Here is a 24,171-nt window from a genome sequence, read left to right on the forward strand (position 1 = left end):
GTTTCAGGCAGCGGATTCCGATGTATCGGAGTGCCGGGCTGTGCGCAGCGGTGAGACGATCACGATGAGGGCAGCCGCCGCGAAGATGACGGCTCCGATTCCGATGGTGAGGCGATAGCCCAAGCATGTCGCCAGGAGTCCCGCCAGGAGGGCTCCGAGCAAGAAGATGACGCGGTTGACTGTCCGGATTGTCGAGTTCATCCTTCCCTGCAGGGCGTCGGGCGCTATCGCCTGCCGATATCCGGTGTCGTTGGCATCTTCGATGCCCATGGACAGGCCGTAGACGAATTGCGCAGCCGATACCAGGGTCAGCAGAACGACGATCCCGCTGGCCGCGTCGATCGGCACGATGGCGAGGCTGAGCCACGGCACGACAATCAAGGCTCGGCCGACGAAGATCCCCCATCCGGCGCCGAGTCGGGCGCCGATGCGTGGCGCGATGAGGGCGCCGAGAAAGCCACCGACCGCCCCGAACGCGAGTGTGACGCCGTAGGCCCATGCCGGCAGGCCAAGCTCACGGAGGACGAAGACGGCATAGATCGTCGACACGATGCTGTTGGCCAGGAACCAGGTGTGAACCGAGAGCGCAAGAGGACGGAGCATCCGATGCCGGTAGGTGTAGCGCATTCCTTCGGCGATGTCATGGCCGATGTGACGACCATCCGTGCGCGGTGCTGGCTTCGGCTCCTTGATTCGGATTCGAGATTGGAGCACCGCCGAGAAGCCGGTGATGACGGCGTCGGACAAGAACAGGATGGGTGCACCCAGCAGGTTGAGGAGTGCTCCGCCCAGGGCAGGACCTGCGGTGCCGGCCACCGTGCTGCTCTGGCCGAGTCGCGCGTTGGCCATCACGAGTGAATCCCGAGGAACAATGCGTGGCAGAAGCGGCTGCGAGGCCGAGTCCGCGAACAGCACCAAGACCCCGAGGACCACGGTGACAATCGCCAACGACCAAAAGTTGAGTGCATTCACGAGCAGCAAGATCGTGATCGATGCCAGGGCGAGGGCCCGTCCGACGCTGGTGACCACCAGTGTGAGCTGCCGGCGCCAGCGATCCATGAGAGCGCCGACGATCAGCCCGAGGAACACGTAGGGGGCGACGCCGAGAGCGCTGAAGATGCTGATTTCAACGGGCGTTGCGTGGAGCACCGTGACGATCAGAACCTGAAAGGCGACGCCGGACACCGCGCTTCCGAATGCTCGGATCGTCGTGGCGCTCCAGAAGAAGGCGAAGGAGGGGAGCCGGAGCACTTCACGAGGACGACCTGCGGCGCTGGCGTGTTCCGGAACCGCCGCGTCGCGCATGCGCTCAGCCTACCGGCGACTCATTTCGGTCCGATTGATCGGGTATGACGGGAACGTCAACGCTGACGGGGCCCGCGCTGACGGCGAGGAACGCTTCAGGAACAGACGCTACCGCTGCGATGACCCGGGTTCTACGCCCGCGCCTGTCGGCGGGTGGCTGGTGCCTCGGTGGCGTCCGTATCATCGGCGGCTGATGGCCGCGCCGTGGCATCCTTCTTCTCGGCCCGCTTCTCACGGCCACGCTCGAAGAGCTGGTAGAGCACGGGAACGAGGATGAGGGTCAGCGCCGTCGACGAGATGAGCCCGCCGATGACGACGATCGCGAGGTCCTGGCTGATGAAGCCGCTAGAGCCGGTGACGCCGAGCGCCATCGGCAGCAGAGCGAAGATCGTGGCCAGGGCGGTCATCAAGATCGGGCGCATGCGCTGGCGTGCTCCGTTGAACACGGCATCGCGCACACTCTGACCCTGCCGCCGATACTGATTCACCAGGTCGATGAGCACTATCGCGTTCGTCACGACGATGCCGATGAGCATCAGCATGCCGATGAGCGCCGAGATGCCCAACGGGTGTCCGGTCACCAGCAGCATGGCGATAGCACCGGTCGCGGCGAACGGGATCGACACCAGCAGTATCAGCGGCTGTGCCAGCGAGCGGAACGTCGCCACCAGCAGCAGGAACACGATCGCGATGGCCACGAGCATGGCGATGCCCAGCTGCGCGAACGACTCCTGCTGGGTCTGGGCGAGGCCGCCGATGTCGGCAGAGACGCCGTCGGGCAGATCGAGGTCGTCGAGGCGCTCCTGCACCGCGGTCGTGACAGCACCGAGCTCACCCTCGGCCGGCGTGATCGAGATGGTCGCGACCAGGTCGCCGTCCTGGCGGGTGAGCGAGGTGGGTCCGGTAACCGTCTTGACATCGGCCACATCCGTGAGCGGCACCAGGCCTGCCGCGGTCGGAATCTTCAAGTCGCTGAGCTGATCGACCGTGGTGGGGATATCGGCGGCGTCGACGAACACGCGGTAATCCTCGCCGTCGATACGCACGGTTCCGATGCTCTGCGGCGAAAGGACGCCGCCGACCATGCTCACCAGCTGGATCTCGGTGAATCCGTGCTCGAGCGCCGTCTTGCGATCCACCGTGATCTGAACGCTGGGTTGCGCGGGCGCCAGATCACTGCTGACATCTGCGGCATCCGGCGTGTCCTTCAGCGCGGCGAAGACGCCGTCGGCAGCATCCGCGAGATCGGCCTCATTCGCCGCATGCACCTCGACGTCGACGGTCCCGCCGAAGCCTCCGGCGCTGGCGGCGTCGGAGAGGCTGACCTCACCAGGGCCGTCGATCTTGGCCAGCTGCGCGCGCACGTCGGTCTGCAACGCCGCCTGGTCTGCCTTCGGATCGGTGTTCACGATGAAGGTGGCGGTACCGCCGCCTCCGCCCAGCAGTGCAGAGAAGTCACCGGAGCCGCCGCTCGTGCCCGCCATCAGCATGACGTCTTCGACGCCGTCGACATCGAGCAGAGTGTCTTCGACGTCGCGCGCGCCGTCGGAGATGGTGTCCAGATCCGACCCCGACGGGAAAGTCTGCGTGACCATGACCATGTTCTGACCGGTGTTGCCCAGGAAGTCGACCTTCATGAGGGGGATCAGCGACACGGTGATCACCAGCAGCAACGCCGACGAGACAAGAGTGATGACGGGGTGCCTCTGCGTACCCCGCAGGATGGGGCGATATCCACGCTGCAGCCAGCTGCGGTGCTCCTTTTCTTCGGCGGCGGCGCGAATCGCCTCGACGTCGCCGCCCGCCTTGGGTGCGCGCAGGAACCAGTACGAGAGCACGGGCGCGATCGTGAGGGCCACCAGCAGCGAGGAGAGCATGGCGATGGTGACAGTGAGCGCGAACGGGTTGAACAACTCGCCGACGGTGCCGCCGACGAAGGCGATCGGCAGGAAGACGGCCACGGTCGTCAGAGTGGATGACGTGATCGCCCCGGCGACCTCGCGTACTGCGGTGAGGATGGCCTGCACCTTGGCCTCACCGTACGACAGGTGCCGCTTGATGTTCTCGATGACGACGATCGAGTCGTCGACGACGCGCCCGATCGCGATGGTGAGCGCGCCCAGCGTCAGCATGTTCAGCGAGTAGCCACCGAGATTGAGCCCGATGAAGGTCACGAGCACCGAGAGCGGAATCGAGATTGCCGTCACGATCGTCGAGCGCAGCGACAGCAGGAAGATCAAGATCACGACGATCGCGAACAACAGGCCGAGCAGACCCTCGGTGGCCAAATGGAGGATGGACTCCTCGATGAAGGGGGCCTGGTCGAAGACGACCGTGAGGTCCACGCTCGGAAGATCGTCGGCCAGCTCGCTGATCGCGTCGTTGACGGCATGCGAGATCGCCACGACATCGCCGCCGTCGCTTGCGGTGATCGAGATCGACAGTGCCTGCTCACCGTTCATGCGGGTGATCGAGGTGGGAGCTTCGGTGACAAGCGACACGTCGGCGACGGCGCCCACCGTGAGCACAGTGCCCGGTTGGGTCTGGCTCGCCACAGGAAGCTTCTTTATGTCGTCGACCGAGGTGACCGCTGTTCCGCCCTGTACGGGGAGGAGTTGCCCGTCTTCGGTGACGCTGCCCACCGGAAGGGTGATGCCGTTCGCCTGCAGTACCTGCGTGAGCGCTTGGGAGGTGATGCCGTTCTTCGCGAGCTTCGCATCGTCGGGGGTGATCACGACGCGCTGCACGGCGCCGCCCGACACCGCCGCTGCCCGCACCCCGTCGATGCCCTCGAGCTTGGGCACGACCGTGTCGGAGAGCTTGGCAGACAGTGCGGCGACGTCGTCGTCAGCCGACGACGCCGTCATGAAGATGACCGGGATGTCCGACGTGCTGCCGGCGACGAGGTTGGGCTCGGCGTCACCGGGCAGCTTCGACTGGATGCCGCTGAGTGCTTGCTCGACCGTGGCACGGAAGTCGTCGGCATCGGTGCCGTACGCGTAGGCGATCGAGACCATCGACATCCCCGACGACGAGGTCGCCACGACCTGCTCGACGCCGTCGAGATCAGCGACCGCCTGCGTCACCGGCACACTCACCTGCTCGTCGACCACTTGCGGGCTCGCGCCCGGCACCACCGTGACCACTGTCGTCTGCGGCAATTCGATCGACGGGATCAGCTCCTGACGCAGCTGCGTCATCGAGAACACGCCGAAGCCGGCGATGAGAAGCGTGATGAGCGCTACCAGCGTGCGGTTGCCAAGGCTGAAGCGTGCGAGTCGGAACACGAGGACACCACCGAGAAGAGAGGAAGGGGAGAAGGCGAACGAATGGTTCGCATCGGACGAAGCTTAGTACAACGCGATGTATCCGAATCTGCGCATGCACTGTGAGCGGGCGATACTCTCAAGGGGTGGATGCCGCTGAACACGAAGAGCGCGACGCGTTGCTGGGCGAACTGCTCGCCCTGCAGACCGATATCGAGACCTCTTTCGTGCCCGAGCTCATCGAACCCGTGCTGTCGCTGCGGCTGACGATGCAGCAGCTCAAGGTGCTCACCATCCTCATGACAGTGCCCGACGGCAGCACGATCCAGGCACTGGCGAAGACGGTGGGCGTCTCACTTGCGACGATGTCGGGCATCGTCGATCGACTCGAGTCGCAAGCCATGATCCAGCGGATACTTGACCCCCATGATCAACGGGTGCGACGCGTTGTCGCCACGGCCGAGGGTCGAGAGACCGTGCAGCGATTGCTCACCGCACGACCCGAGTTCCGGCGGGCGCCGCTGAACCGTCTGGGGCTGGACGACCTGCGCGCGCTGACACGCGGCATCCGCGCTCTCGTGCGCGCGATGCAGGAGATAGACTGACCCGGCGAGGGGGAGTATCCCACCACTGCGCGTTCGTCATCACGGGTTCCGTCGGAGGGGCCCCGGGCGCGCTCCGCTGAAGCGGGGGAGAGACTTTCGACGGTTCGTCGATCCCTCTGAAAGGCCCCCATGGATTTCGTGATCCCCGCATGGTTCGAGATCACCGCGATGGTCGTCCTCGTCCTTATCCTGGCCGCCGACCTCCTCCTCATTCTCAAGAGGCCGCACATCCCGTCGATGAAGGAAGCCACCCTGTGGGTCGTCTTCTACGTGTGTCTGGCGCTGATCTTCGCCGTGCTGTTGCTGTGGGCGACAGGCAGTTCGGATGCCGCCGGCGAATTCATCGCCGGATGGCTGACCGAATACAGCCTGTCGATCGACAACCTCTTCGTGTTCGTGCTGCTGATGACGCAGTTCTCGGTGCCGCGACGCTACCAGCAGGAAGTGCTGATGGTGGGCATCATCATCGCCCTCGTGCTGCGCGGTCTGTTCATCCTGCTGGGTGCGGCGCTCATCGAGAACTTCAGCTGGATCTTCTACATCTTCGGCGCCTTTCTCGTCTTCACCGCCTGGCGACAGGCGTTCCCCGGCAAAGAAGATGACGACGCTCACACCGAGACCTGGATCGTGCGCATCCTGCGACGCTTCATCGACATCAGCGACCAGTACGACGGACGCAAGATCCGCACCGTGGTGAACGGCAAGAAGGTCTTGACCCCGATGCTGCTGGTCTTCGTGGCGATCGGGTTCACCGACCTGATCTTCGCCATCGACTCGATCCCGGCCATCTTCGGCATCACTCAGAACGCCTTCATCGTGTTCTCGACGAACGTGTTCGCCCTCATGGGCCTGCGGCAGCTGTACTTCCTGTTGGGCGGGCTGCTGGACCGGTTGCGGTACCTGCACTACGGCATCGCCTTCATCCTCGCCTTCATCGGCGTCAAGCTCTTCTTCCACGCGCTGGCCGTCAACGAGCTTCCCTTCATCAACGGCGGGCACCCGGTCTCGTGGGCGCCCGACATCTCGACGTGGGTGTCGCTCGGCGTGATCATCGTCGCGATGGTGGTCGCCGCTGGGGCCAGCGTCATAGCGGCTCGGCGAGACCGGGCTGCTGTCGAGGCGGCTCCCGACGACGATAAGTCGTAAGCGTCGCGCGGAAGAGTCGCACGGTCAGCAGTGGTAATCTGGCCACGTGCAGATCGCGCGGCTCCTCCTTACGTGCCGCGACGGGTTCTGATCTCAGCCCAGACTCGTCGCGGAGTTCGTCGTGGGCCCAACTCTGAAACCCTGGAGAACGAACAGTCATGAGCACACCTGCGTCTGCGATCCCTGATCAGCCACGCACCCTCGCCGAGAAGGTCTGGGACGACCACCTGGTCGTCAAGGGTGAGGACGGCCAGCCCGACCTCATCTACATCGACCTGCACCTCGTGCACGAGGTCACCAGCCCGCAGGCCTTCGACGGGCTGCGCGCCGAGGGGCGCCCGGTGCGACGCCTCGACCTGACGATCGCGACCGAAGACCACAACACCCCGACGCTCGATATCGACAAGCCGATCGCCGACCTGACCAGTCGCACTCAGATTGAGACGCTGCGCCGCAACGCCGCGGAATTCGGCGTGCGGCTGCACTCCCTCGGCGACAAGGAGCAGGGCATCGTGCATGTGGTCGGCCCGCAGTTGGGCCTGACCATGCCGGGGATCACCGTCGTGTGCGGCGACAGCCACACCTCGACGCACGGCGCCTTCGGGGCCATGGCGTTCGGGATCGGCACCAGCGAGGTCGAGCACGTGCTGGCCACCCAGACACTGCCGCTGAAACCCTTCAAGACGATGGCGATCACCGTCGAAGGTGAGCTCAAGCCGGGCGTCACCGCGAAAGACATCATCCTCGCCGTCATCGCGAAGATCGGCACGAACGGCGGCCAGGGCTACGTTCTGGAGTACCGCGGCAGCGCCATTCGGTCGCTGTCGATGGAAGGCCGGATGACGATGTGCAACATGTCGATCGAGGCCGGTGCCCGCGCGGGCATGGTCGCGCCCGATGAGACCACCTTCGCGTATCTGAAGGGCCGCCCGCACGCTCCGCAGGGGCAGGATTGGGAGGACGCCGTCGCCTATTGGCGCACACTGCCCTCTGATGAGGGGGCGGTGTACGACGCCGAGGTGTTCCTCGATGCCGCCGAGCTCGAGCCGTTCGTCACGTGGGGCACCAACCCCGGCCAGGGCGTGTCGCTGTCGGCGGCCGTCCCCTCGCCCGACGATTTCGATGATCCCAACGCGAAGGCCGCTGCCGAGCGGGCACTCGCGTACATGGACCTGGCTCCGGGCACACGCATGAAGGACATCCCCGTCGATGCCGTGTTCATGGGCTCGTGCACCAACAGTCGCATCGAAGACCTGCGCCAGTTCGCATCGATCGTCAAGGGACGCAAGAAGGCCGAAGGGGTGCGGGTCATGGTCGTGCCGGGTTCGGCCCGGGTGCGACTGGAGGCCGAAGCCGAGGGCCTGAACAAGGTGTTCGAGGACTTCGGTGCCGAATGGCGGTTCGCCGGCTGCTCGATGTGCCTCGGGATGAACCCCGACCAGCTGGCGCCGGGAGAGCGCTGTGCCTCAACGAGCAACCGCAACTTCGAAGGCCGCCAGGGCAAGGGCGGGCGCACGCACCTGGTCTCGCCCCTCGTGGCAGCGGCCACCGCGATCCGCGGAACGCTGTCGAGTCCGAGCGATCTCGATGAGGTCGAGGCTGTTTCCTTCGCCCACGCGGCGACCGATGGGGCGGAGGCCTGACATGGACAAGTTCACCACGCACACCGGTGTGGCCGCGCCTCTGCAGCGTTCCGCCGTCGACACCGACCAGATCATTCCGGCGGTGTACCTGAAGCGGGTCACCAAGACCGGTTTCGAAGACGCGCTGTTCGCCAGCTGGCGCCAGGATCCCGCGTTCGTCCTCAACCAGGAGCCGTACCGGAACGCGTCGATCCTCGTCGCCGGCCCCGACTTCGGCACCGGGTCCAGCCGCGAACACGCCGTGTGGGCGCTGCGGGACTACGGGTTCAAGGTCGTTCTGAGCCCGAAGTTCGCCGACATCTTCCGCGGCAACGCCGGCAAGCAAGGCCTGGTCACCGGTGTGATTTCCGAAGCAGACGGGGAACGCCTCTGGGCGGCGATCACCGATCACCCCGGCGTGCAGATGACCGTCGACCTGCAGGAGCGCACGGCGACTCTTGACGATATCCAGGTCACGTTCGAGATCGATGATTACACTAGGTGGCGGCTTCTGGAGGGCCTCGACGACATCGGGCTCACCCTTCGCAACCAAGACAGAATCGCCGCTTACGAGGCGCGTCGAGCACGCTGGAAACCACGCACTCTTCCGGTGCCGTCCCAGACGACTCCCTGATTCCGACACTGTGAGGCACACTGCATGACACTCCTGAACGGCTTGGCATCCACCGACGGTCGCACGGGAGGGTCGGGTGAGACGCTTGCCATCCGCGGTGGTCATCCGCTGCGCGGCCGCGTCGACGTCAAGGGCGCGAAGAACCTGGTCACCAAGGCGATGGTCGCAGCGCTTCTGGGCGAATCGCCCAGTGTGCTGCGCGACGTGCCCGATATCAGCGACGTGGCAGTGGTGCGCTCACTGCTCGAGGTGCACGGCGTACGCGTGACCCGCGGCGACGAAGAAGGCACCTTCGTGCTCGATCCCGCCGATGTCGCCTCGGCGCACATGGAAGAGATCGACGCGCACGCCGGCGCCAGCCGCATCCCGATCCTTTTCTGCGGCCCGTTGCTGCACCAACTCGGGCAGGCGTTCATCCCCGATCTGGGCGGGTGCCGCATCGGTGATCGTCCGATCGACTTCCACCTTGACGCGCTGCGCAAGTTCGGCGCCGTCGTCGAGAAGCTGCCCAGCGGCATCCGACTGTCGGCGCCGAGCGGGCTGCACGGGGCGAGCATCCATCTGCCGTACCCGAGCGTGGGCGCGACCGAGCAGGTGCTGCTGACGGCTGTGCGCGCAGCGGGCGTGACAGAGCTGCGCAACGCGGCGATCGAGCCCGAGATCATGGACCTCATCGCGGTGCTGCAGAAGATGGGCGCGATCATCTCGTACGAGCCGAACCGGGTCATCCTCATCGAGGGGGTGGACCGACTCTCGGGCTATGACCACCGCGCGATCTTCGACCGCAACGAGGCCGCCAGCTGGGCGAGTGCTGCGTTGGCCACCGACGGCGAGATCTTCGTCGGCGGGGCCCGCCAGCCCGAGATGCTCACCTTCCTGAACGTCGTGCGCAAGGTCGGTGGTGACTTCGACATTCGCGAAGACGGCATCCTCTTCCGTCGCGGGGGCGACCTGCGCGCCGTGACGGTGGAGACCGACGTGCACCCGGGGTTCATGACCGACTGGCAGCAGCCGTTGATCATCGCCCTCACGCAGGCGCAGGGCACCTCTATCGTGCACGAGACGGTGTACGAGAACCGCTTCGGGTTCACCCAGGCTCTGGTCAAGATGGGCGCCGACATCGTCGTGCACCCGCACGGACTGCAGGAGGGGCCGCGGCGCGTGCCCCGGCGCAACCTCGAGCAGGCGGCCGTGATCCACGGTCCGACGCCGTTGCGCGGCGCCGACATCACCGTGCCCGACCTGCGTGGCGGCTACAGTCACGTCATCGCGGCCCTGACGGCGACCGGCGAGTCGACGGTGCGCAACGTGGGCATCATCAGCCGCGGCTACGAGAAGCTGTTCGACAAGCTCACCGCGCTCGGCGCCGACTTCGACATCCTGGGGTGAGTCGGTGAGCGAGAGTCGTCCGCGTGCCTCGAAGGAGAAGACGCGGCCCAGCGTTTTCTGGTTGCTGGGAGCGATCATCGTGCCGATCTTCGGTGCTCTCGCCAAGATAGAGATCACCGGTGCCGAGAAACTGCCTCGCGAAGGTGCGTTCGTGCTGGCCGCGAATCATCACAGCGAGATCGACCCGCTCGTCGTGGCGGTGGCCGTATGGCGGCTCGGCCGCGCACCGCGGTTCATGGCGAAAGAGAGCTTGTTCCACGTGCCGGTGCTGGGCTGGGCACTCAAACGCACCGGCATGGTGCCGGTTGCCCGCACGGCCTCATCCAGCGGCGCGCGCGCGACGCTGGAGACCTCGCGCGATCTCGTACAGCATGGGCGTGGTGTGATCGTCTACCCCGAGGGCACTCTCACCCGCGATCCCGAACTGTGGCCCATGCGGGGCAAATCCGGTGCGGTGCGCCTGGCGGCCGCCGGGGGCATCCCGGTCATCCCGATGGCGCAGTGGGGCGCGCAACAGATCATGCCGCGCTACGGAAAGCTGCGGCTGTGGCCGCCGCGCCGGCGCATGAGCGTCGTGATCGGTGACCCGGTCGACATCGACGATGCGCGGCACGAGCACGTCACCCCCGCCGAACTGAACGCGGCCACCACGCGGGTGATGGATCGCATCGCCGAGCTGCTCGGCGAGATCCGCGGTCTGCCGGCGCCCAAGACGCGCTGGAACCCCGCCGACCATGGACAGAAGGAGACGGGCCGTCTTGACTCCTAGACACGAGCCGGCCACCCGCGTCACGGTGCTGGGCGCAGGCAGCTGGGGCACCACGTTCGGCAAGATCCTCGCCGATGGCGGCGCGCAGGTGACGATGTGGGCCCGGCGACCTGAACTGGCGCATGAGATCAGCGAGGCCAAGCGCAACAGCCAGTACCTGCCGGGCGTGAATCTGCCGCGCAGCATGACGGCCACCACCGACCTGGCAGAGGCGGTCGATGGTGCCGAGCAACTCTACGTGTGTGTGCCGAGTCAGTCGGCGCGCGACAATCTCAAGGCTGTTCGCCCACTCGTGGCCCGCACGGCGGTCCCGATCGTCTCTTTGATGAAGGGCATCGAGCGCAAGAGCGGTCTGCGCATGAGCCAGGTTCTCGAGCAGGTGCTCGAGTGCGATCCGGCACGCATAGCGGTCGCGTCGGGCCCGAACCTCGCGTTGGAGATCGCCCGCGAGCAGCCGACGGCGGCGGTCGTGGCATCCAGCAGCCTAGAGACCGCCGATGCGGTCGCGCGGCGCGCGAGGAACAGCTACTTTCGTACGTTCGTGAACACCGATGTGATCGGCACCGAGTTCGGTGGAGTGCTCAAGAACCTGATCGCGGTCGCCATCGGCATCGTCGACGGCGTGGGCTACGGCGAGAACACGAAGGCCTCGATCATCACCCGCGGCCTGGTCGAGATGACCGATTTCGCCGTCGCACACGGGGCGCAGTTCGAGACACTGCAAGGCCTTGCCGGGCTCGGCGACCTCATCGCGACGTGCCAGTCGCCGCTGAGCCGCAACAACACGGCCGGGCGACTGCTCGGCCAGGGGTACAGCTTCCAAGACGTGGTCAAGCAGATGGAGCAGACCGCCGAGGGATTGGCCTCGGTGACCCCCGTGCTGCAGCTCGCGCGCGCGGCGCACGTGGAGATGCCGATCGTCGAGCAGGTCAAACGCGTGCTCGACGGCACCATGGACCCGCGCCGGATAGCCCCGCACCTGACCACCGACGACGACGCCCCGAAGGGTGAGAGGACACAGCATGGACAAGCTCGCAGTGGTGGTGCTCTTCGGCGGACGGTCCAGCGAGCATTCGATCAGCTCCGCCACGGCCGGGGGAGTGCTTCGGGCCATTGACCGCGACCGGTTCCGGGTGATACCGGTCGGCATCACGCGCGAGGGCGCCTTCGTACTCGAAGACGACGACCCCGACAAGTTCACGCTCGACCCCGACCACCTGCCCGAGGTCGTCGACAACGGCACCCGGGTGCTGTGGCCCGATTCGGCGGTGTGTCGTGAGATGCGAGTGACGGATGCCGCGGGCACGCGCTCGCTCGGCGATGTCGATGTCGTGCTGCCGATCCTGCACGGCCGGTTCGGCGAAGACGGCACCATCCAGGGCTTTCTCGAGCTGCTGGACATTCCGTATGCCGGTGCCGGCCTGCTCATGTCGGCCATCGGCATGGACAAGCACGTGACCAAGAACGTGCTGCGTTCGGCCGGCGTGCCTGTCGTGCCCTGGGTGACAGTGACCCGCGAAGGCCTGAAGCGCGACCGGCGGATGTGGGAGCAGCGCATCCACGCCCTGGGGCTGCCGGTGTTCGTCAAGCCGGCGCGCGCCGGCTCGAGCGTCGGGGTCTCGCGGGTCAACGCCTGGGATGAGCTGGATGCCGCGTTGCAGACAGCCTTCGCCGAAGACGCCACGGTGCTCGTCGAAGAGGCGGTACACGGCCGCGAGCTGGAGTGCGGCGTGCTCGAAAGCCGTGACGGTGCGCTGCCGCGGGTCAGCGTGGCCGGTGAGGTGGTGCTCTCTGGCCGGGAGTTCTATGATTTCGCGGCGAAGTATCTCGGTGCGCCGGGCATCGAGCTGGTCTGCCCCGCCGATCTGCGTGACGGTGAGCTCGCCGAGATGCAGCGCATCGCGGCGCGCGCGTTCGAGGCGGTGGGGGGACAGGGCCTGTCGCGCGTGGACTTCTTCTTCACGGGCACCGAGTTCTTCGTGAATGAGGTCAACACGATGCCGGGGTTCACCCCGATCTCGATGTTCCCGAAGTGCTGGATCGCCAGCGGAATGAGCTACGCCGAGCTGGTCTCTGAGCTGATCGACACCGCGCTCGCGCGGCGCTGACTCACTCTCCGATCTGGTCGGGGTCGGAGCACTGCGCAGACTTCTGCGTGTGGGCCGAGACAAGGCGCCCCAGCGTCGTCAGGACCGTGTTGGGGTCGACGCTGGTGTCACCACCGTCGATGTACACCTGTACCGCGGGCGTGCGGCCATAGCTCGTGATGCGGAAATTGGGCTGTTCCGACTCATCGACCAGCCAGTCGACGCCGCCCAGCGAGACGCATTTCAGGGTGCTAGGCCCGGGCGGGGTCACCCCGCACGCCATGATCACGCGGGTGGGCGATCCCCATGCCGCGGTCGATTGCGCATCGGTCCACACGCGTTGCTGTTCACCGAGATCCTTCGGCAGACGCACCATGATGTCGGCGCACTTCGGGTTGTTCGCATCCTGCGGCGGTTCCAGGGGGATCGTGGTGGCACACCCGGTGAGCGTGAGCCCCCATGCGACGACGATCACGGCGAGAGCACGGCGGGTTCGGGTCACTGTTCCAGGCTATCCCGCCGGTAGCGTGGAGGGATGGCGAACCAGGTGCAGACCGTCGGCGAACTGGGTGAGGCGCGGGTTCTCGCCGCGATCTTGGACCGGATCGGCTCCTCAACGGCGATCGTGGGGCCCGGCGACGATGCGGCGGTGCTGGATGCCGCATCCGGCCGCATCGTCGCCACCGTCGACACGCTGGTGCACGGTCCCGACTTCCGCCTCGCCTGGAGCAGCGGCTACGACCTGGGGTGGAAGTCGGCGGCGGTGAATCTTGCCGACATCGCCGCGATGGGCGCGCGGCCCACCGCGCTGCTGGTGGCGCTGACCCTGCCCGACGAGACTCCGCTGTCGCTGGTGACCGCGATGGCCGACGGTTTGCGTGACGCGTGTGCGGCGCTGGCGCCGGGGTGTGCGGTCCAGGGTGGGGATCTTGCGGTGTCACCGACGCTCACGATCGCGGTGACGGCGCTCGGGGTGCTGGACGGCGTCGAACCGGTGCGGCGCAGCGGAGCCCGGCCGGGTGACATCGTGGCTCTGGCGGGCGATGTGGGGCGAGCTGCGGCCGGTCTCACGCTGCTTTTCGGCAGGTTCCGGGATGCCGCGGGCACTCCGATCCCGGTCGAGGCCACGGCGCTGTCAGAGGTTGAGGCTCACGCCGTAGCCGCGCAGCTGCGGCCCGCGCCGCCGATCGTGCTCGGCCCGGCTGCCGCGCGTGCCGGGGCCACCGCGATGATGGATGTCTCTGACGGCCTGGCCCTGGATGCCTCGCGCCTGGCGGCCGCCTCGGGTGTTGCGGTCGATTTCGACGCGAGCGCGCTGGGAGCCGACCCCGTCGCGGCTCTCGCCGGCGGCGAGGATCACGCCCTGCTGGCCACGTTCAGGCCCGCCACCGCGCTGCCCGTCGGATTTCGCCGCATCGGTGCGGTGCGCGCTGCCGCCGGGGCAGGCGTGCTCGTCGACGGCCGACCGTACGACGACGGCGCGGGGTGGGATCCCTACCGCGGCTGGGACGCCGCGCAGGGCTGATCGATACCCTGGTCAGCGCCCGGGCAAGACAGGCGCGGGCACCAGCCACCAGAGGGCGGTGTCGCCATACCGTTTGTGGCGATCGGTGACCAGACCCTCGGGCAGCGGGGGCTCGGGGGAACGCGCTGCGCGCTCGAGGATCACTATCGCGTCCCGGGCCAGGTGCGGCACGAGTGCGGCCAGCACGTGGCCGGTTGCGGCATCCGTCACCTCATACGGAGGGTCGGCGAAGACCACATCGAAGCTGCGGGTCGTGCGGGCGAGGAATGTCGCCACATCGGACCGGTGCACCGCGGCGGCCGATGCCGGCAGGCCGGCTGCCTGCACGACCCGTGCGGCGTTCGCTCGCGCCGTCTGCGCGGCCGCTGCGGCCTTTTCGACCAGATGTGTCGATGCGGCGCCGCGGCTCAGCGCCTCGAGGCCCAGAGCCCCCGAGCCGGCGTAGAGATCGAGCACCCGGGCCCCGTCGATGACGCCGGCGGCCTCAAGCGCGCCGAACAGCGACTCGCGCACCCGATCGCTGGTGGGGCGGGTCCCGGCGGCAGGCACGTCGAGTCGGATGCCACGGGCAGAGCCCGCGATGATGCGTGTCACCCCCTCAGCCTACAAACCGGTGTCGGCGCCGATGCCTAGACTCGGATGCATGTCGGAGTTCACGCTGAGGTCGCGGCTCGACGCGGCGCTGGGCGGGCGCACGGCCGGCGTGTTCGAGCGTGCCTTCGGCATGCGCACGGTGGGCGACCTGCTCTCGCACTACCCCCGTCGCTACGCACGCCGCGGTGAGCTCACACCCATCGACTCGCTCGTCGTCGGCGAGCAGGTGACCATCGTCGCCGAGGTGGTGCGGGCGATCGAGCGGCCGATGCGCCAGCGACGCGGCAACATCCTCGAGGTGGTCATCACCGACGGGCGCGGCGAGATGAGCCTGACGTTCTTCAACCAGAAGTGGCGCGCCGAAAAGCTGCGGCGCGGCGCTCAGGGCATCTTCTCGGGCAAGGTGGGCGAATACAAGCACGGAAAGCAGCTCGCCCACCCCGACTATGAGCTTTTCGACGACGTTGAGGTCGCGCGGATGAGTGCCGAGGCCCACGCCAACGAGCCCATCCCGATCTACCGGGCCACCTCGACGCTGTCCAGCTGGACGATCCAGAAGTCGGTGGCGTACGCGCTGGCCGGACTCGGCGACATCGACGACCCGCTTCCCGACGACCTGCGGCAGCGCCACGGGCTGCTGGGGGCGCGAGAGGCGCTCACGCGCATCCATCGCCCCGACTTCGAAGACCAGGTACCCGCAGCGGTGCGCACGCTGCGCATGCATGAAGCCCTGGTGCTACAGACAGCGCTGCTGCAGCAGCGCCAGTTCGTGCGGGCGCTGTCGGCGACGTCCCGCCCGGCCGGTGAGCTGCTCGAGCAGTTCGACGCCGCGCTGCCGTTCGCTCGTACTCCCGACCAGATCTCCGTCGGCGACCGCATCGCGGCCGACCTGGTCGGTGACTGGCCGATGAACCGCCTGGTGCAGGGCGAAGTGGGCTCGGGCAAGACCCTCGTGGCGCTGCGGGCCATGTTGCAAGTGGCACAGTCGGGCGGCCAGTCGGCGCTCATCGCGCCCACTGAGGTGCTCGCCGGTCAGCACCTGCGATCGATCACGCGGATGCTGGGGCCTCGGCTGGCTCCGCAGCTGATGCCGACGCTGCTGACCGGGCAGCTGACTGCGGCCGAGCGGCGTCGCGCTGCGCTCCGGGTGGCATCGGGGCAGGCGCTGATCGTCGTGGGCACGCATGCGCTGCTCAGCGACAGCACGACCTTCGCCGACCTGGGGCTGGTGGTCGTCGACGAGCAGCACCGCTTCGGCGTCGATCAGCGCGAAGCGCTGCGGGCGAAGGGGTCGAGCCCGCACGCGCTGGTGCTGACGGCCACGCCGATTCCGCGCACCGTCGCCATGACGGTGTTCGGCGACCTTGACGTGTCCACCATCCGCACGATGCCGGCCGGGCGCGCCGGGGTGCAGACGTTCGTGGCGCCCGTTGCCGAAAGGCCGGGCTGGTTCGCCCGGGTCTGGGAGCGCGTGGCCGAAGAAGTTGCGGCCGGTCATCAGGCGTTCGTGGTGTGCCCGGCGATCGATGCCGAAGCGAGCGCAGCCAAAGGCATCGACGATCCGACCGCCCTCATCGACGACGAGTCCTCGTCACGGATGCGCTGGGGGGTCGTGCAGGCGGCGCACCTTCTGCAGGAGCATCCCTCGTTCACGTCGATCCGGGTGGCGACGCTGCACGGCCGGATGCCGGGAGACGAGAAAGACGCGATCATGCGGGCGTTCGCCGACGGTGAGCTCGACGTGCTCGTGGCTACGACGGTCATCGAGGTGGGCGTAGACGTTCCCAACGCGACGGCGATGGTCATTCTGGAAGCCGACCGGTTCGGCGTCTCGCAGCTGCACCAGCTGCGTGGCCGGGTCGGACGGGGGAGTGCAGCCGGCGTGTGCCTGTTGGTCACCGAGGCCGAACCCGCCTCGCCGGCCCGGGAACGGGTCGACGCCGTTGCGGCCACCGCCGATGGGTTCGAGCTCGCCGAAGAAGACCTGCGCCTGCGCGGCGAAGGCGATGTGCTCGGCGATGCGCAGTCCGGGGTGCGCAGCTCGCTGCGGCTGCTGCGGGTGGTCAAAGACGCCGACGTGATTGCGCTCGCCCGGCAAGAGGGCGAGGCGATCCTCGATGACGATCCCGCGCTGATCCGTCATCCGGGCCTCGCTGCGGCGATCGAGCGGCGACTGGACAGCGCAGAGCGGGCAGCGCTGGCGAAGAACTGATCGGTCACACAGAAAGGCCAGGGAATCGCCGATAGGCTGAGGGGGTGAGCAACCGGATCGCCGTCGTCCCGGGGTCGTTCGACCCTCCCACCCTCGGTCATTTGGATGTCATCAAGCGAGCGGCCGGGCTCTATGACACCATCCACGTGCTGGTCGTGCACAATCCCGACAAGCAAGCGATGCTTCCGATAGCCCAGCGCCTTTCGCTGCTGGAGCAGTCCATCGCCGAAGCGGGGATCGGTGGCGAGATCGTCGTCGCGTCGTGGAGCATGGGACTGCTGGTCGACTACGCGACCGATGTGAACGCGGGCGTGCTCGTCAAGGGCATCCGGTCGCAGGTCGATGTCGCCTACGAGACGCCGATGGCGATAGTGAACCGTCACCTTGCCGACATCGAGACGGTCTTTCTTCTCCCCGACCCCGCGCACGCGCTCGTGTCCAGCTCGCTGGTGCGCCAGGTCGCCAGTCTCGGCGGCGATGTGTCCCCGTATGTCCCGGGGCCCGTCGCGCGGTTCCTCGACACCGGCGCACGCGGCATCTGAGCCGGTAGGATCGTCAGGTGAGAAACCGTCGTCCGGGCGCCTTCAGCGTCCTCGTCCGCGACATCGTGCGCCGCCCCGGCGAGATGCGCGAAACGGAGCGCGACATCCCCATTTCCGAGAGCTGGGGCGAGGGTCTGGTGTCATTCGCCGCCGGCGAGAACGTGCACCTCGAGGTGCGTCTGGAGTCGGTGCACGAGGGCATCCTGGCATCGGGGATCGCCGAGGCGCGCTACACCGGCGAGTGCGGTCGGTGCCTCACGGCGATCGAAGCGCCCGTCGAAGTCGAGTTCCAGGAGCTTTTCGCGTATCCTGGAGACGAAGCGAACGACTTCGAAGTTCAAGACGACCACGTGGATCTTGAAAATCTGGTCAGGGACGCCCTTGTCCTCTCGCTTCCATTTCAGCCGGTGTGCCGGCCGGACTGCCCGGGGCTCGACCCCGTTACGGGCGAGCGTCTGGCCGACGTGCCGAACGGAGAACCTCAACAGAGCACCGACCCACGGTGGGACGCTCTGGCACAGTTCACGTCCGAACCGGCAGAGGGCGCCGAAGACGCGCCCGGATCACAGACGTAGGAAGCAAAGGAAGAACACTCATGGCAGGTAACCCCCCGAAGCGGAAGGTCTCCCGCTCCAACACCCGTTCGCGTCGGGCGCAGTGGAAGGCCGAGGCTCCCGCGCTCGTCAAGACCGTTGAGAACGGCAAGGTCGTCTACAGCCGTCCGCACCAGGCCAAGGTCGTGACCGACTCGCAGGGCACTGAGCTGTTCCTCGAGTACAAGGGCCGCAAGGTCGCTGACATCTGATTCGCGTCCGATGACGCAAGCGGCGGGCACCACGTCCCAGCTGACCGACAAGCTCGGGGTCGAGATCGACCCCGAGCTTCTGTCGCTCGCGCTCACTCACCGCTCCTACGCGTACGAGAACGGGCATCTGCCGCACAACGAGCGCCTCGAGTTCCTCGGCGACTCGGTGCTCGGTCAAGCCGTGACGGTGCTGCTGTTCACGCGGCATCCCGAACTCGACGAGGGCGCGCTCGCCAAGCGGCGTGCCAGCGTCGTGTCCACCGTGGCCCTCGCCGAAGTGGCGCGGGGCATCGGCCTGGGCGATCATCTGCGCCTCGGGCGGGGTGAAGACCAGACCGGTGGCCGCGACAAAGACTCCATCCTGGCCGACACGATGGAGGCTGTCATCGGGGCGACGTACTTGTCGGCGGGGCAGGATGCCGCGGCTGACCTGGTGCGCCGGCTCGTCGAGCCGTTGCTGGCCGATCCCGACCGCTACGGCGCCGCTGTCGACCCGAAGACGAGTCTGCAGGAGCTTGCCGCTCGGCTCGGGATGACCCCGCCCGTGTACACCGTGCACGCCACCGGGCCCGACCATGACCGGCTTTTCACCGCCACCGTCACGGTCGGAGAGAGCTCGGCCACCGGTACCGGTACCAGCAAGAAGCACTCTGAGATGGCCGCGGCACTGCAGCTGTGGCACACCCTCTCTGAGCGGCGCTGAGGTGCCCGAACTTCCCGAGGTGGAGGTCGTACGCCGCGGGCTGGCACCGGCGGTCTCCGGTGCGCACGTTGTAGCTGTCACGGTGCACGATGAGCGATCGCTCACCCGGCACGCCGGGGGAGGGCCCGATTTCGAAGAACGCCTCACTGGCGCCGACCTGCGGGGCGCCGTGCGTCGTGGCAAGTTCTTGTGGATGCCGCTGGTCGGGTCATCGCAGGCGGTGGTCGGGCATCTCGGCATGAGCGGTCAGATTCTGCTGCGCGAATCGGGTGCGCCGCGGGAGCGATTCGAGCGCATCCGGATCGACCTTGCACATCGGGTGCATGGTGAGCTGGCGATGGTCTTCGCCGATCAGCGGACGTTCGGCTCCCTCGCCCTCGACACGCTGGTGCCCACCCCCGACGGTGCTGCCGGAGGGTGTGGCGACAACGCCCCCGTCGTTCCGACGCAGGTCGCGCACATCGCCCGCGACGTTCTCGATCCGGCCTTCGACGACCGTGCGTTCCGTGCTCTGCTGGCACGGAAGGACTCGGCGATCAAGCGTGTGCTGCTGGATCAGACCGTCGCCAGTGGCATCGGCAACATCTATGCCGACGAAGCACTGTGGGCCGCCCGCATCCACCCTGAAACGTCAGCGAGCTCGTTGCCGACCCGCGCCGTGAACCGTTTGCTCGCACAGGTTCGCCTCGTGCTCGAGCGGGCCCTCGCCGAAGGCGGAACGAGCTTCGACGCGCAATACGTCAACGTCAACGGGCAGGCGGGGTACTTCGCACATTCGCTCAATGTCTATGGGCGTGAAGGACAGCCGTGCCCGCGGTGCGGAGCGCCCGTGCAGCGCACTGCATTCATGAACCGCTCATCGCACTTCTGTCGCGTCTGCCAGCGCAGGCGCTGACCACGGCGCGCGTGTGTGCGCCCGATCGACCCGTGCGGTCAGCCTGCTATCGGCGGCGCGAGAAGGTCAGGTGGATGACACCGCTCGGTGACGTCACGGCTTCGATGCCGAATCGTTGCTCGAGTCCCTCCACTCCGTCCCAGAGCCGTTCGCCCCGTCCAAGCAGGATCGGAACCACCGCGATGTGCATCAGATCGATGAGATCCGCCTGCAGGAACTCGCGGATGGTCGTGGTGCCGCCACCGATGCGGACATCGAGATCGCCGGCCAGTTCCCGAGCGCGCGCGAGCGCATCGGCGGGTGCAGCGTCAAGGAAGTGGAACGTCGTGCCGCCCTCCAGCTCCAGCGGTGGCCGAGGGTGGTGCGTGAGCACGACCACGGGAGTGTGGAACGGCGGGTTCTGGCCCCACCAACCCTGCCACTGCTCATCGGGCCACGGTCCAGGCTGGGGTGCGAACTTGTTACGCCCCATGATCTCGACCCCGATACCGGTGTTCCATCGGCTCGCGAAGACGTCATCGATGCCGGTGGATCCCTCATGAGCGCCGTGCAGGCCCATCGCGGTGAAGGTGCGGGTCGGCACAGCCCAGCCGACGAGCCGTTGCCCGGCATGGCCGAACGGCGCCTCCAGTCGCTGGCCGTCGCCGACGCCGAAGCCGTCGAGCGAGACAGAGAAGTTGTGGACTCGGACAAGTGACATGGTTCCTCCTGAGTGGTGGTGCGTGAGGGAGATCTGGGTGGCGTCGGGCGGGCACCGCGCGGGGTTTCGCTCAGGCCCGATCCCATACGCCGCGGATGCGACGATGGATCTCGGCGGCAGCTCGGCCTGCGGCATCCCCGAGCGGATCGTCTCGAAGCATGTACGTCCAGGTGGCCGAGGGCCGTCGCAGTCCGAGTTCGGCGAGCGGATCTGAACCATCGCCCACACGCTGCAGGCGCTCGCGCACGGCGGTATCCACCGACGTGAAGAACGAAGCGAACTCGCGCAGCGCTATGCGGTGGAATTCGTCGACCGGGTTCTGGCCTGCGAGTCTGCGAAGGTGGATGCCGTCGCGAATCTCGGCGAGCCGCGCGAGATGTCCCTGCCACTGTTCATCGAGACAGAAGAGAGTCACGAGTCGTCGCGTGCGGTTCGGCTCGGCCAGAGCCTCGTCGCGCACGCGCAGCACCTTCGCGCGCTGTCTGCTCAATGCGCGGGTGTATTGCCAGGTGCTGCGGTGCCGATCCAGCCGGACAGACTCCGCGATGGTCTGAGCCTGCCGTACAAGACGCTCCCGGGCTTTCTCTTCGACGCGCCCGCGTGCCATGCGGCGGCGCATCCCTTCGGTCGCGTTCGTCTGCACGAGTTCATCGTCGAACGCTGCGAACGACAGAGTCGTCCCGGGGTCGCCCTGCCTGCCGGCGCGGCCGCGCAGCTGCAGATCCAGGCGGGTCGACGGATACGGCGTGGTGCCGATGACCGCCAGGCCACCACACGCGACGACGCGTTCGCGATCGTGTTCATCCGCCCCGCCGAGTCGGATATCGGTGCCGCGTCCGGACATTTGGGTCGAGATGGTCACAGCCCCGTACTCGCCCGCCCGCGCGATGATCATGGCCTCTTCGGCGTCATTGCGTGCATTGAGCACGCGTACGCCCAGCGCGGCGGGCAACTGTGCGGCGAGCGCCTCGGACTCCGAAACGCTCTGAGTTCCGATGAGCACGGGCTGACCCGCAGCATGTCGACGCGCGATCTCGTCCGTGATCGCTGCGTGCTTGTCCGGCCCGGTCGCGTACACGCGGCGGGGCAGATCGAGGCGGCGATTCGGCCGGTGCCGGCCGATGCGTCCGGAGGGGAGGTTGTAGAACTCCTGCAGTTCGTCGGCGACCGCAAGGATCGTCCCGCTCATCCCTGCGAGAAGCTGATAACGCCGCAGAAGATCCTGAACGGTGATCTGATCGAGGATGATCCCGGGCGGCGTCACCGCAAGAGCTTCCTTCGCTTCGACAGCGGCCTGCAATCCGTCGGGCCAGCGTTGCAACTGCGCGACGCGCCCACGTGCAGGGTTGATCAAGCGGATTCCGTCATCGGCGACGAGGTAGTCGACATCGCGCTGCACGAGCTCCCGAGCGTGCAGGGCGAGATTGACCCGGGTCAGCAGCCCGATGTGCTCGGCGTCAAAGAGATTCACTCCACCGGCGCGGTTCTCGATGAGGTCGATACCCGCGTCGGTGAGTGACACTGTGGCACGGTCGGCGTCGACCTCGAAGTGGACATCCTGTTGCAGCGGGGCGATGAGTGCGGTCGCGTCGACCAGCGACTCGACTGCGGCTTCGTCGGAACCGGCTAATACCAGCGGTGTCATGCCCTCGTCGATCATCACGGCATCCGCCTCATCGACGATGCCGACGTCGAACCGCGGACCGACACGGTCGGTCATCTCCTCAACGTGTTGATCACGAAGGAAGTCATAGCCGAGTTCCGAGAACGAGACGTACACGACATCGGCACGATAGGCGCTGCGCCGCTCTTCGGGGCTGGTCGACTGTTGGATCCAGGAGACCCGTTGGCCGAGCCGATCGAACATCGCGGACATCCACTCGGCGTCGCGCCGCGCCAGGTAGTCGTTGGCCGAGAGAACGTGCACGTGTCGGCCTTCGAGAGCGAGCATTGCGGCAGCCATCGCACCCGCGAGGGTCTTGCCCTCACCGGTATCCATCTCCACGGCGTACCCGCTGTGCAGAGCGGATGCTGCACGGAGCTGCTCGTCGAAGGGCGCGTAGCCCAGGCCTCGTTGCACAGCGTCGACGACCTGGGCCAGCAGAGGTTCATCGAGGCGAACCTGACCCAACGAATTCGAGCCGGGGATTCCCAGCATGCGAGCCGCCCACCGCGGCAGGTGGCGACGAAGGTCCAGTTCGGTGGAATCTGCTCGTCGATGCGCCACGAGTTCAGCGTACGGTCTTCTTCCACGCACCGTTGTAGGCAACCGGAACGAAGCCGATGGCTTCGTTGATGTCGAGCATGGGGCGGTTCTCCTCGGCGTTGTAGGTGATCACGCGGGGTGACTGCGGGGCGAACGTGCGCCAGTCGTGCAGTGCGGCGCACTTGACCAGCATCCCGAGCCGGTGGCCGCGGTGCTCGGCGAGCACCAGGGTGTCTTCCTGATGGGTGGGCTCTGTGCGGTCCGCGCCGATCACGAGCTCATTGAAGGCCACCAGCTCGCCAGACGCGATGTGCCGCGCGGCGGTGACATGCAGGGTGCGCTCCGACTCCAGGTAGGGGCGCTCGTGGTCGGCCACCCGCGCGGCATCCCACACCTCCTCGTCGAACTCGATGCCCGCCGCAGGGGCGTCGGTCACCATGCGGGACTTCATCCAGGCATACGCGTCAATGACGTCAGCCGGCGTCGGCACGGTCCATTGCACGATGCGGTAACCCTCGGATGCCCGGCGCGCCTCAGCGATGAGCTCATCGACCCGCGCGTAGCTCGCATCGGTGAGAGGAAGGGCGCTCTTGCGCTCGATCTGTTCGAGGGAGTACCCGTGTGCCCGCAAGAATCGGGCGGTGTGGTCGAGCGCGATAGTTCCGAAGCCGGTCGGAGCGCCCAACCGCTCAGCGGTGGCGTCTTCGTCGTGCACCGCCCAGGCCTGCAGCACGGTGCGGCCCTCGTCGCGCGCCGTCTTCTCGAGAAGCTCTGCGGCGGCGGTCCCGATGCCGCGGCCCCACGCGCTGCGCACAAGCTCGACGTTCAGGAACGCCACGCGTGACCCGTCTTCGCGGGGGAGGGTCAGGATCGCGCGCCCGACGACCTCACCCTCGCGCAGGACGATCCACAGGAGATTGCGCTCGTAGATCTCGTCCTGATAGCGCGGCAGGATCTCTGCGGGGGTATTGCTCTCGTCGTCGTTGCCGTTGATCTCGCGGTAGATCTCATTGCGCGCCCGGACCATGGCGACGAAGTCGGCCGCGTCGGCGGCATCCAGCGATTGCGGGATGACCAGCCGACGCAGCTCGACTCCGTCGGGGAGCTCTGACGCGTACGGTGCAGTGATGTCGGTCGTGTCTGGCATTATGGTCCTTCTTCCTTCG

22 protein-coding genes are annotated in these 24,171 nt (G+C 67.1%); 15 read left to right on the top strand and 7 right to left on the bottom strand.

Translation table 11 applies throughout. The features are described 5' to 3' along the window. Positions 1-3: 3 nt before the first annotated feature. Complete coding sequence (locus ET475_RS14730; RefSeq protein ID WP_129391911.1) at positions 4-1,305, bottom strand: MFS transporter; 1,302 nt, start codon at positions 1,303-1,305, stop codon at positions 4-6. A 131-nt stretch (positions 1,306-1,436) separates the two neighbouring features. After that, a complete protein-coding gene (locus ET475_RS14735; protein ID WP_129391914.1) occupies positions 1,437-4,592 on the bottom strand; it encodes an efflux RND transporter permease subunit in 3,156 nt (1,051 codons plus the stop codon). A gap of 125 nt (positions 4,593-4,717) precedes the next feature. Between ET475_RS14735 and ET475_RS14740 the strand changes: the two genes are divergently transcribed. The 8 genes from ET475_RS14740 to ET475_RS14775 all read left to right on the top strand — a co-directional run bounded on the left by ET475_RS14740 (position 4,718) and on the right by ET475_RS14775 (position 12,844). Next, positions 4,718-5,176 (top strand): MarR family winged helix-turn-helix transcriptional regulator, encoded by a 459-nt coding sequence (locus ET475_RS14740; protein ID WP_129391917.1) that lies wholly within the window; start codon positions 4,718-4,720, stop codon positions 5,174-5,176. A 129-nt stretch (positions 5,177-5,305) separates the two neighbouring features. Beyond that, the gene (locus ET475_RS14745) at positions 5,306-6,322 is read left to right on the top strand and encodes a TerC/Alx family metal homeostasis membrane protein (RefSeq protein WP_129391920.1); all 1,017 of its coding nucleotides are present in this window, start codon (positions 5,306-5,308) and stop codon (positions 6,320-6,322) included. A gap of 158 nt (positions 6,323-6,480) precedes the next feature. Beyond that, on the top strand, positions 6,481-7,965 hold the full coding sequence (gene leuC, locus ET475_RS14750) for a 3-isopropylmalate dehydratase large subunit (RefSeq protein WP_129391923.1): 1,485 nt from the start codon (positions 6,481-6,483) through the stop codon (positions 7,963-7,965). A 1-nt stretch (position 7,966) separates the two neighbouring features. Next, a complete protein-coding gene (leuD, locus tag ET475_RS14755) occupies positions 7,967-8,578 on the top strand; it encodes a 3-isopropylmalate dehydratase small subunit (RefSeq protein WP_129391926.1) in 612 nt (203 codons plus the stop codon). 24 nt (positions 8,579-8,602) lie between these two features. Next, complete coding sequence (murA, locus tag ET475_RS14760; RefSeq protein WP_129391929.1) at positions 8,603-9,967, top strand: UDP-N-acetylglucosamine 1-carboxyvinyltransferase; 1,365 nt, start codon at positions 8,603-8,605, stop codon at positions 9,965-9,967. A gap of 4 nt (positions 9,968-9,971) precedes the next feature. Beyond that, positions 9,972-10,736: a lysophospholipid acyltransferase family protein gene (locus ET475_RS14765; RefSeq protein WP_129391932.1), complete on the top strand. Its 765-nt coding sequence runs from the start codon at positions 9,972-9,974 to the stop codon at positions 10,734-10,736. Then, positions 10,702-11,853 carry an NAD(P)H-dependent glycerol-3-phosphate dehydrogenase gene (locus ET475_RS14770; RefSeq protein ID WP_129391935.1) on the top strand — a complete coding sequence of 384 codons (1,152 nt, stop codon included), beginning with the start codon at positions 10,702-10,704 and terminating at the stop codon, positions 11,851-11,853. Before ET475_RS14765 ends, ET475_RS14770 begins: the two co-directional genes overlap by 35 nt. Continuing rightward, on the top strand, positions 11,759-12,844 hold the full coding sequence (locus ET475_RS14775; RefSeq protein WP_129391938.1) for a D-alanine--D-alanine ligase family protein: 1,086 nt from the start codon (positions 11,759-11,761) through the stop codon (positions 12,842-12,844). Before ET475_RS14770 ends, ET475_RS14775 begins: the two co-directional genes overlap by 95 nt. A gap of 1 nt (position 12,845) precedes the next feature. Here the strand turns inward: ET475_RS14775 and ET475_RS14780 are convergent, their stop codons facing one another. Next, positions 12,846-13,325 carry a DUF3515 family protein gene (locus ET475_RS14780; protein WP_242497660.1) on the bottom strand — a complete coding sequence of 160 codons (480 nt, stop codon included), beginning with the start codon at positions 13,323-13,325 and terminating at the stop codon, positions 12,846-12,848. A gap of 33 nt (positions 13,326-13,358) precedes the next feature. On the opposite strand from ET475_RS14780, the gene thiL reads away from it, so the two are divergent. Beyond that, entirely contained in the window at positions 13,359-14,348 is a 990-nt protein-coding gene (gene thiL / locus ET475_RS14785; protein ID WP_129391941.1) for a thiamine-phosphate kinase, read from the top strand. A 12-nt stretch (positions 14,349-14,360) separates the two neighbouring features. Here the strand turns inward: thiL and rsmD are convergent, their stop codons facing one another. After that, complete coding sequence (rsmD, locus tag ET475_RS14790) at positions 14,361-14,942, bottom strand: 16S rRNA (guanine(966)-N(2))-methyltransferase RsmD (RefSeq protein WP_129391944.1); 582 nt, start codon at positions 14,940-14,942, stop codon at positions 14,361-14,363. Positions 14,943-14,991: 49 nt separating this feature from the next. Between rsmD and ET475_RS14795 the strand changes: the two genes are divergently transcribed. The 6 genes from ET475_RS14795 (at position 14,992) to mutM (ending at position 20,099) form a co-directional block, all read left to right on the top strand. Next, positions 14,992-17,154 (top strand): ATP-dependent DNA helicase RecG, encoded by a 2,163-nt coding sequence (locus ET475_RS14795; protein ID WP_129391947.1) that lies wholly within the window; start codon positions 14,992-14,994, stop codon positions 17,152-17,154. Positions 17,155-17,198: 44 nt separating this feature from the next. Then, entirely contained in the window at positions 17,199-17,696 is a 498-nt protein-coding gene (coaD, locus tag ET475_RS14800; RefSeq protein ID WP_129391950.1) for a pantetheine-phosphate adenylyltransferase, read from the top strand. A gap of 83 nt (positions 17,697-17,779) precedes the next feature. Next, positions 17,780-18,271: a YceD family protein gene (locus ET475_RS14805; RefSeq protein ID WP_129394028.1), complete on the top strand. Its 492-nt coding sequence runs from the start codon at positions 17,780-17,782 to the stop codon at positions 18,269-18,271. 20 nt (positions 18,272-18,291) lie between these two features. Then, the gene (rpmF, locus tag ET475_RS14810) at positions 18,292-18,501 is read left to right on the top strand and encodes a 50S ribosomal protein L32 (protein WP_040165203.1); all 210 of its coding nucleotides are present in this window, start codon (positions 18,292-18,294) and stop codon (positions 18,499-18,501) included. Positions 18,502-18,511: 10 nt separating this feature from the next. Continuing rightward, on the top strand, positions 18,512-19,204 hold the full coding sequence (rnc, locus tag ET475_RS14815; RefSeq protein ID WP_129391953.1) for a ribonuclease III: 693 nt from the start codon (positions 18,512-18,514) through the stop codon (positions 19,202-19,204). 1 nt (position 19,205) lies between these two features. Continuing rightward, on the top strand, positions 19,206-20,099 hold the full coding sequence (gene mutM / locus ET475_RS14820; protein ID WP_129391956.1) for a bifunctional DNA-formamidopyrimidine glycosylase/DNA-(apurinic or apyrimidinic site) lyase: 894 nt from the start codon (positions 19,206-19,208) through the stop codon (positions 20,097-20,099). A gap of 46 nt (positions 20,100-20,145) precedes the next feature. Here the strand turns inward: mutM and ET475_RS14825 are convergent, their stop codons facing one another. The 3 genes from ET475_RS14825 to ET475_RS14835 form a co-directional block, all read right to left on the bottom strand. Then, a complete protein-coding gene (locus ET475_RS14825; protein ID WP_129391959.1) occupies positions 20,146-20,799 on the bottom strand; it encodes a dihydrofolate reductase family protein in 654 nt (217 codons plus the stop codon). 70 nt (positions 20,800-20,869) lie between these two features. Beyond that, positions 20,870-23,026: a preprotein translocase subunit SecA gene (locus tag ET475_RS14830; RefSeq protein ID WP_207205365.1), complete on the bottom strand. Its 2,157-nt coding sequence runs from the start codon at positions 23,024-23,026 to the stop codon at positions 20,870-20,872. A gap of 4 nt (positions 23,027-23,030) precedes the next feature. After that, positions 23,031-24,152, bottom strand: coding sequence for a GNAT family N-acetyltransferase (locus tag ET475_RS14835; protein WP_129391962.1), 1,122 nt, complete (start codon positions 24,150-24,152; stop codon positions 23,031-23,033). Positions 24,153-24,171 lie beyond the last annotated feature (19 nt).

Origin of the sequence: Microbacterium protaetiae, from assembly GCF_004135285.1 — a bacterium.
Taxonomy (GTDB): Bacteria; Actinomycetota; Actinomycetes; order Actinomycetales; family Microbacteriaceae; genus Microbacterium; species Microbacterium protaetiae.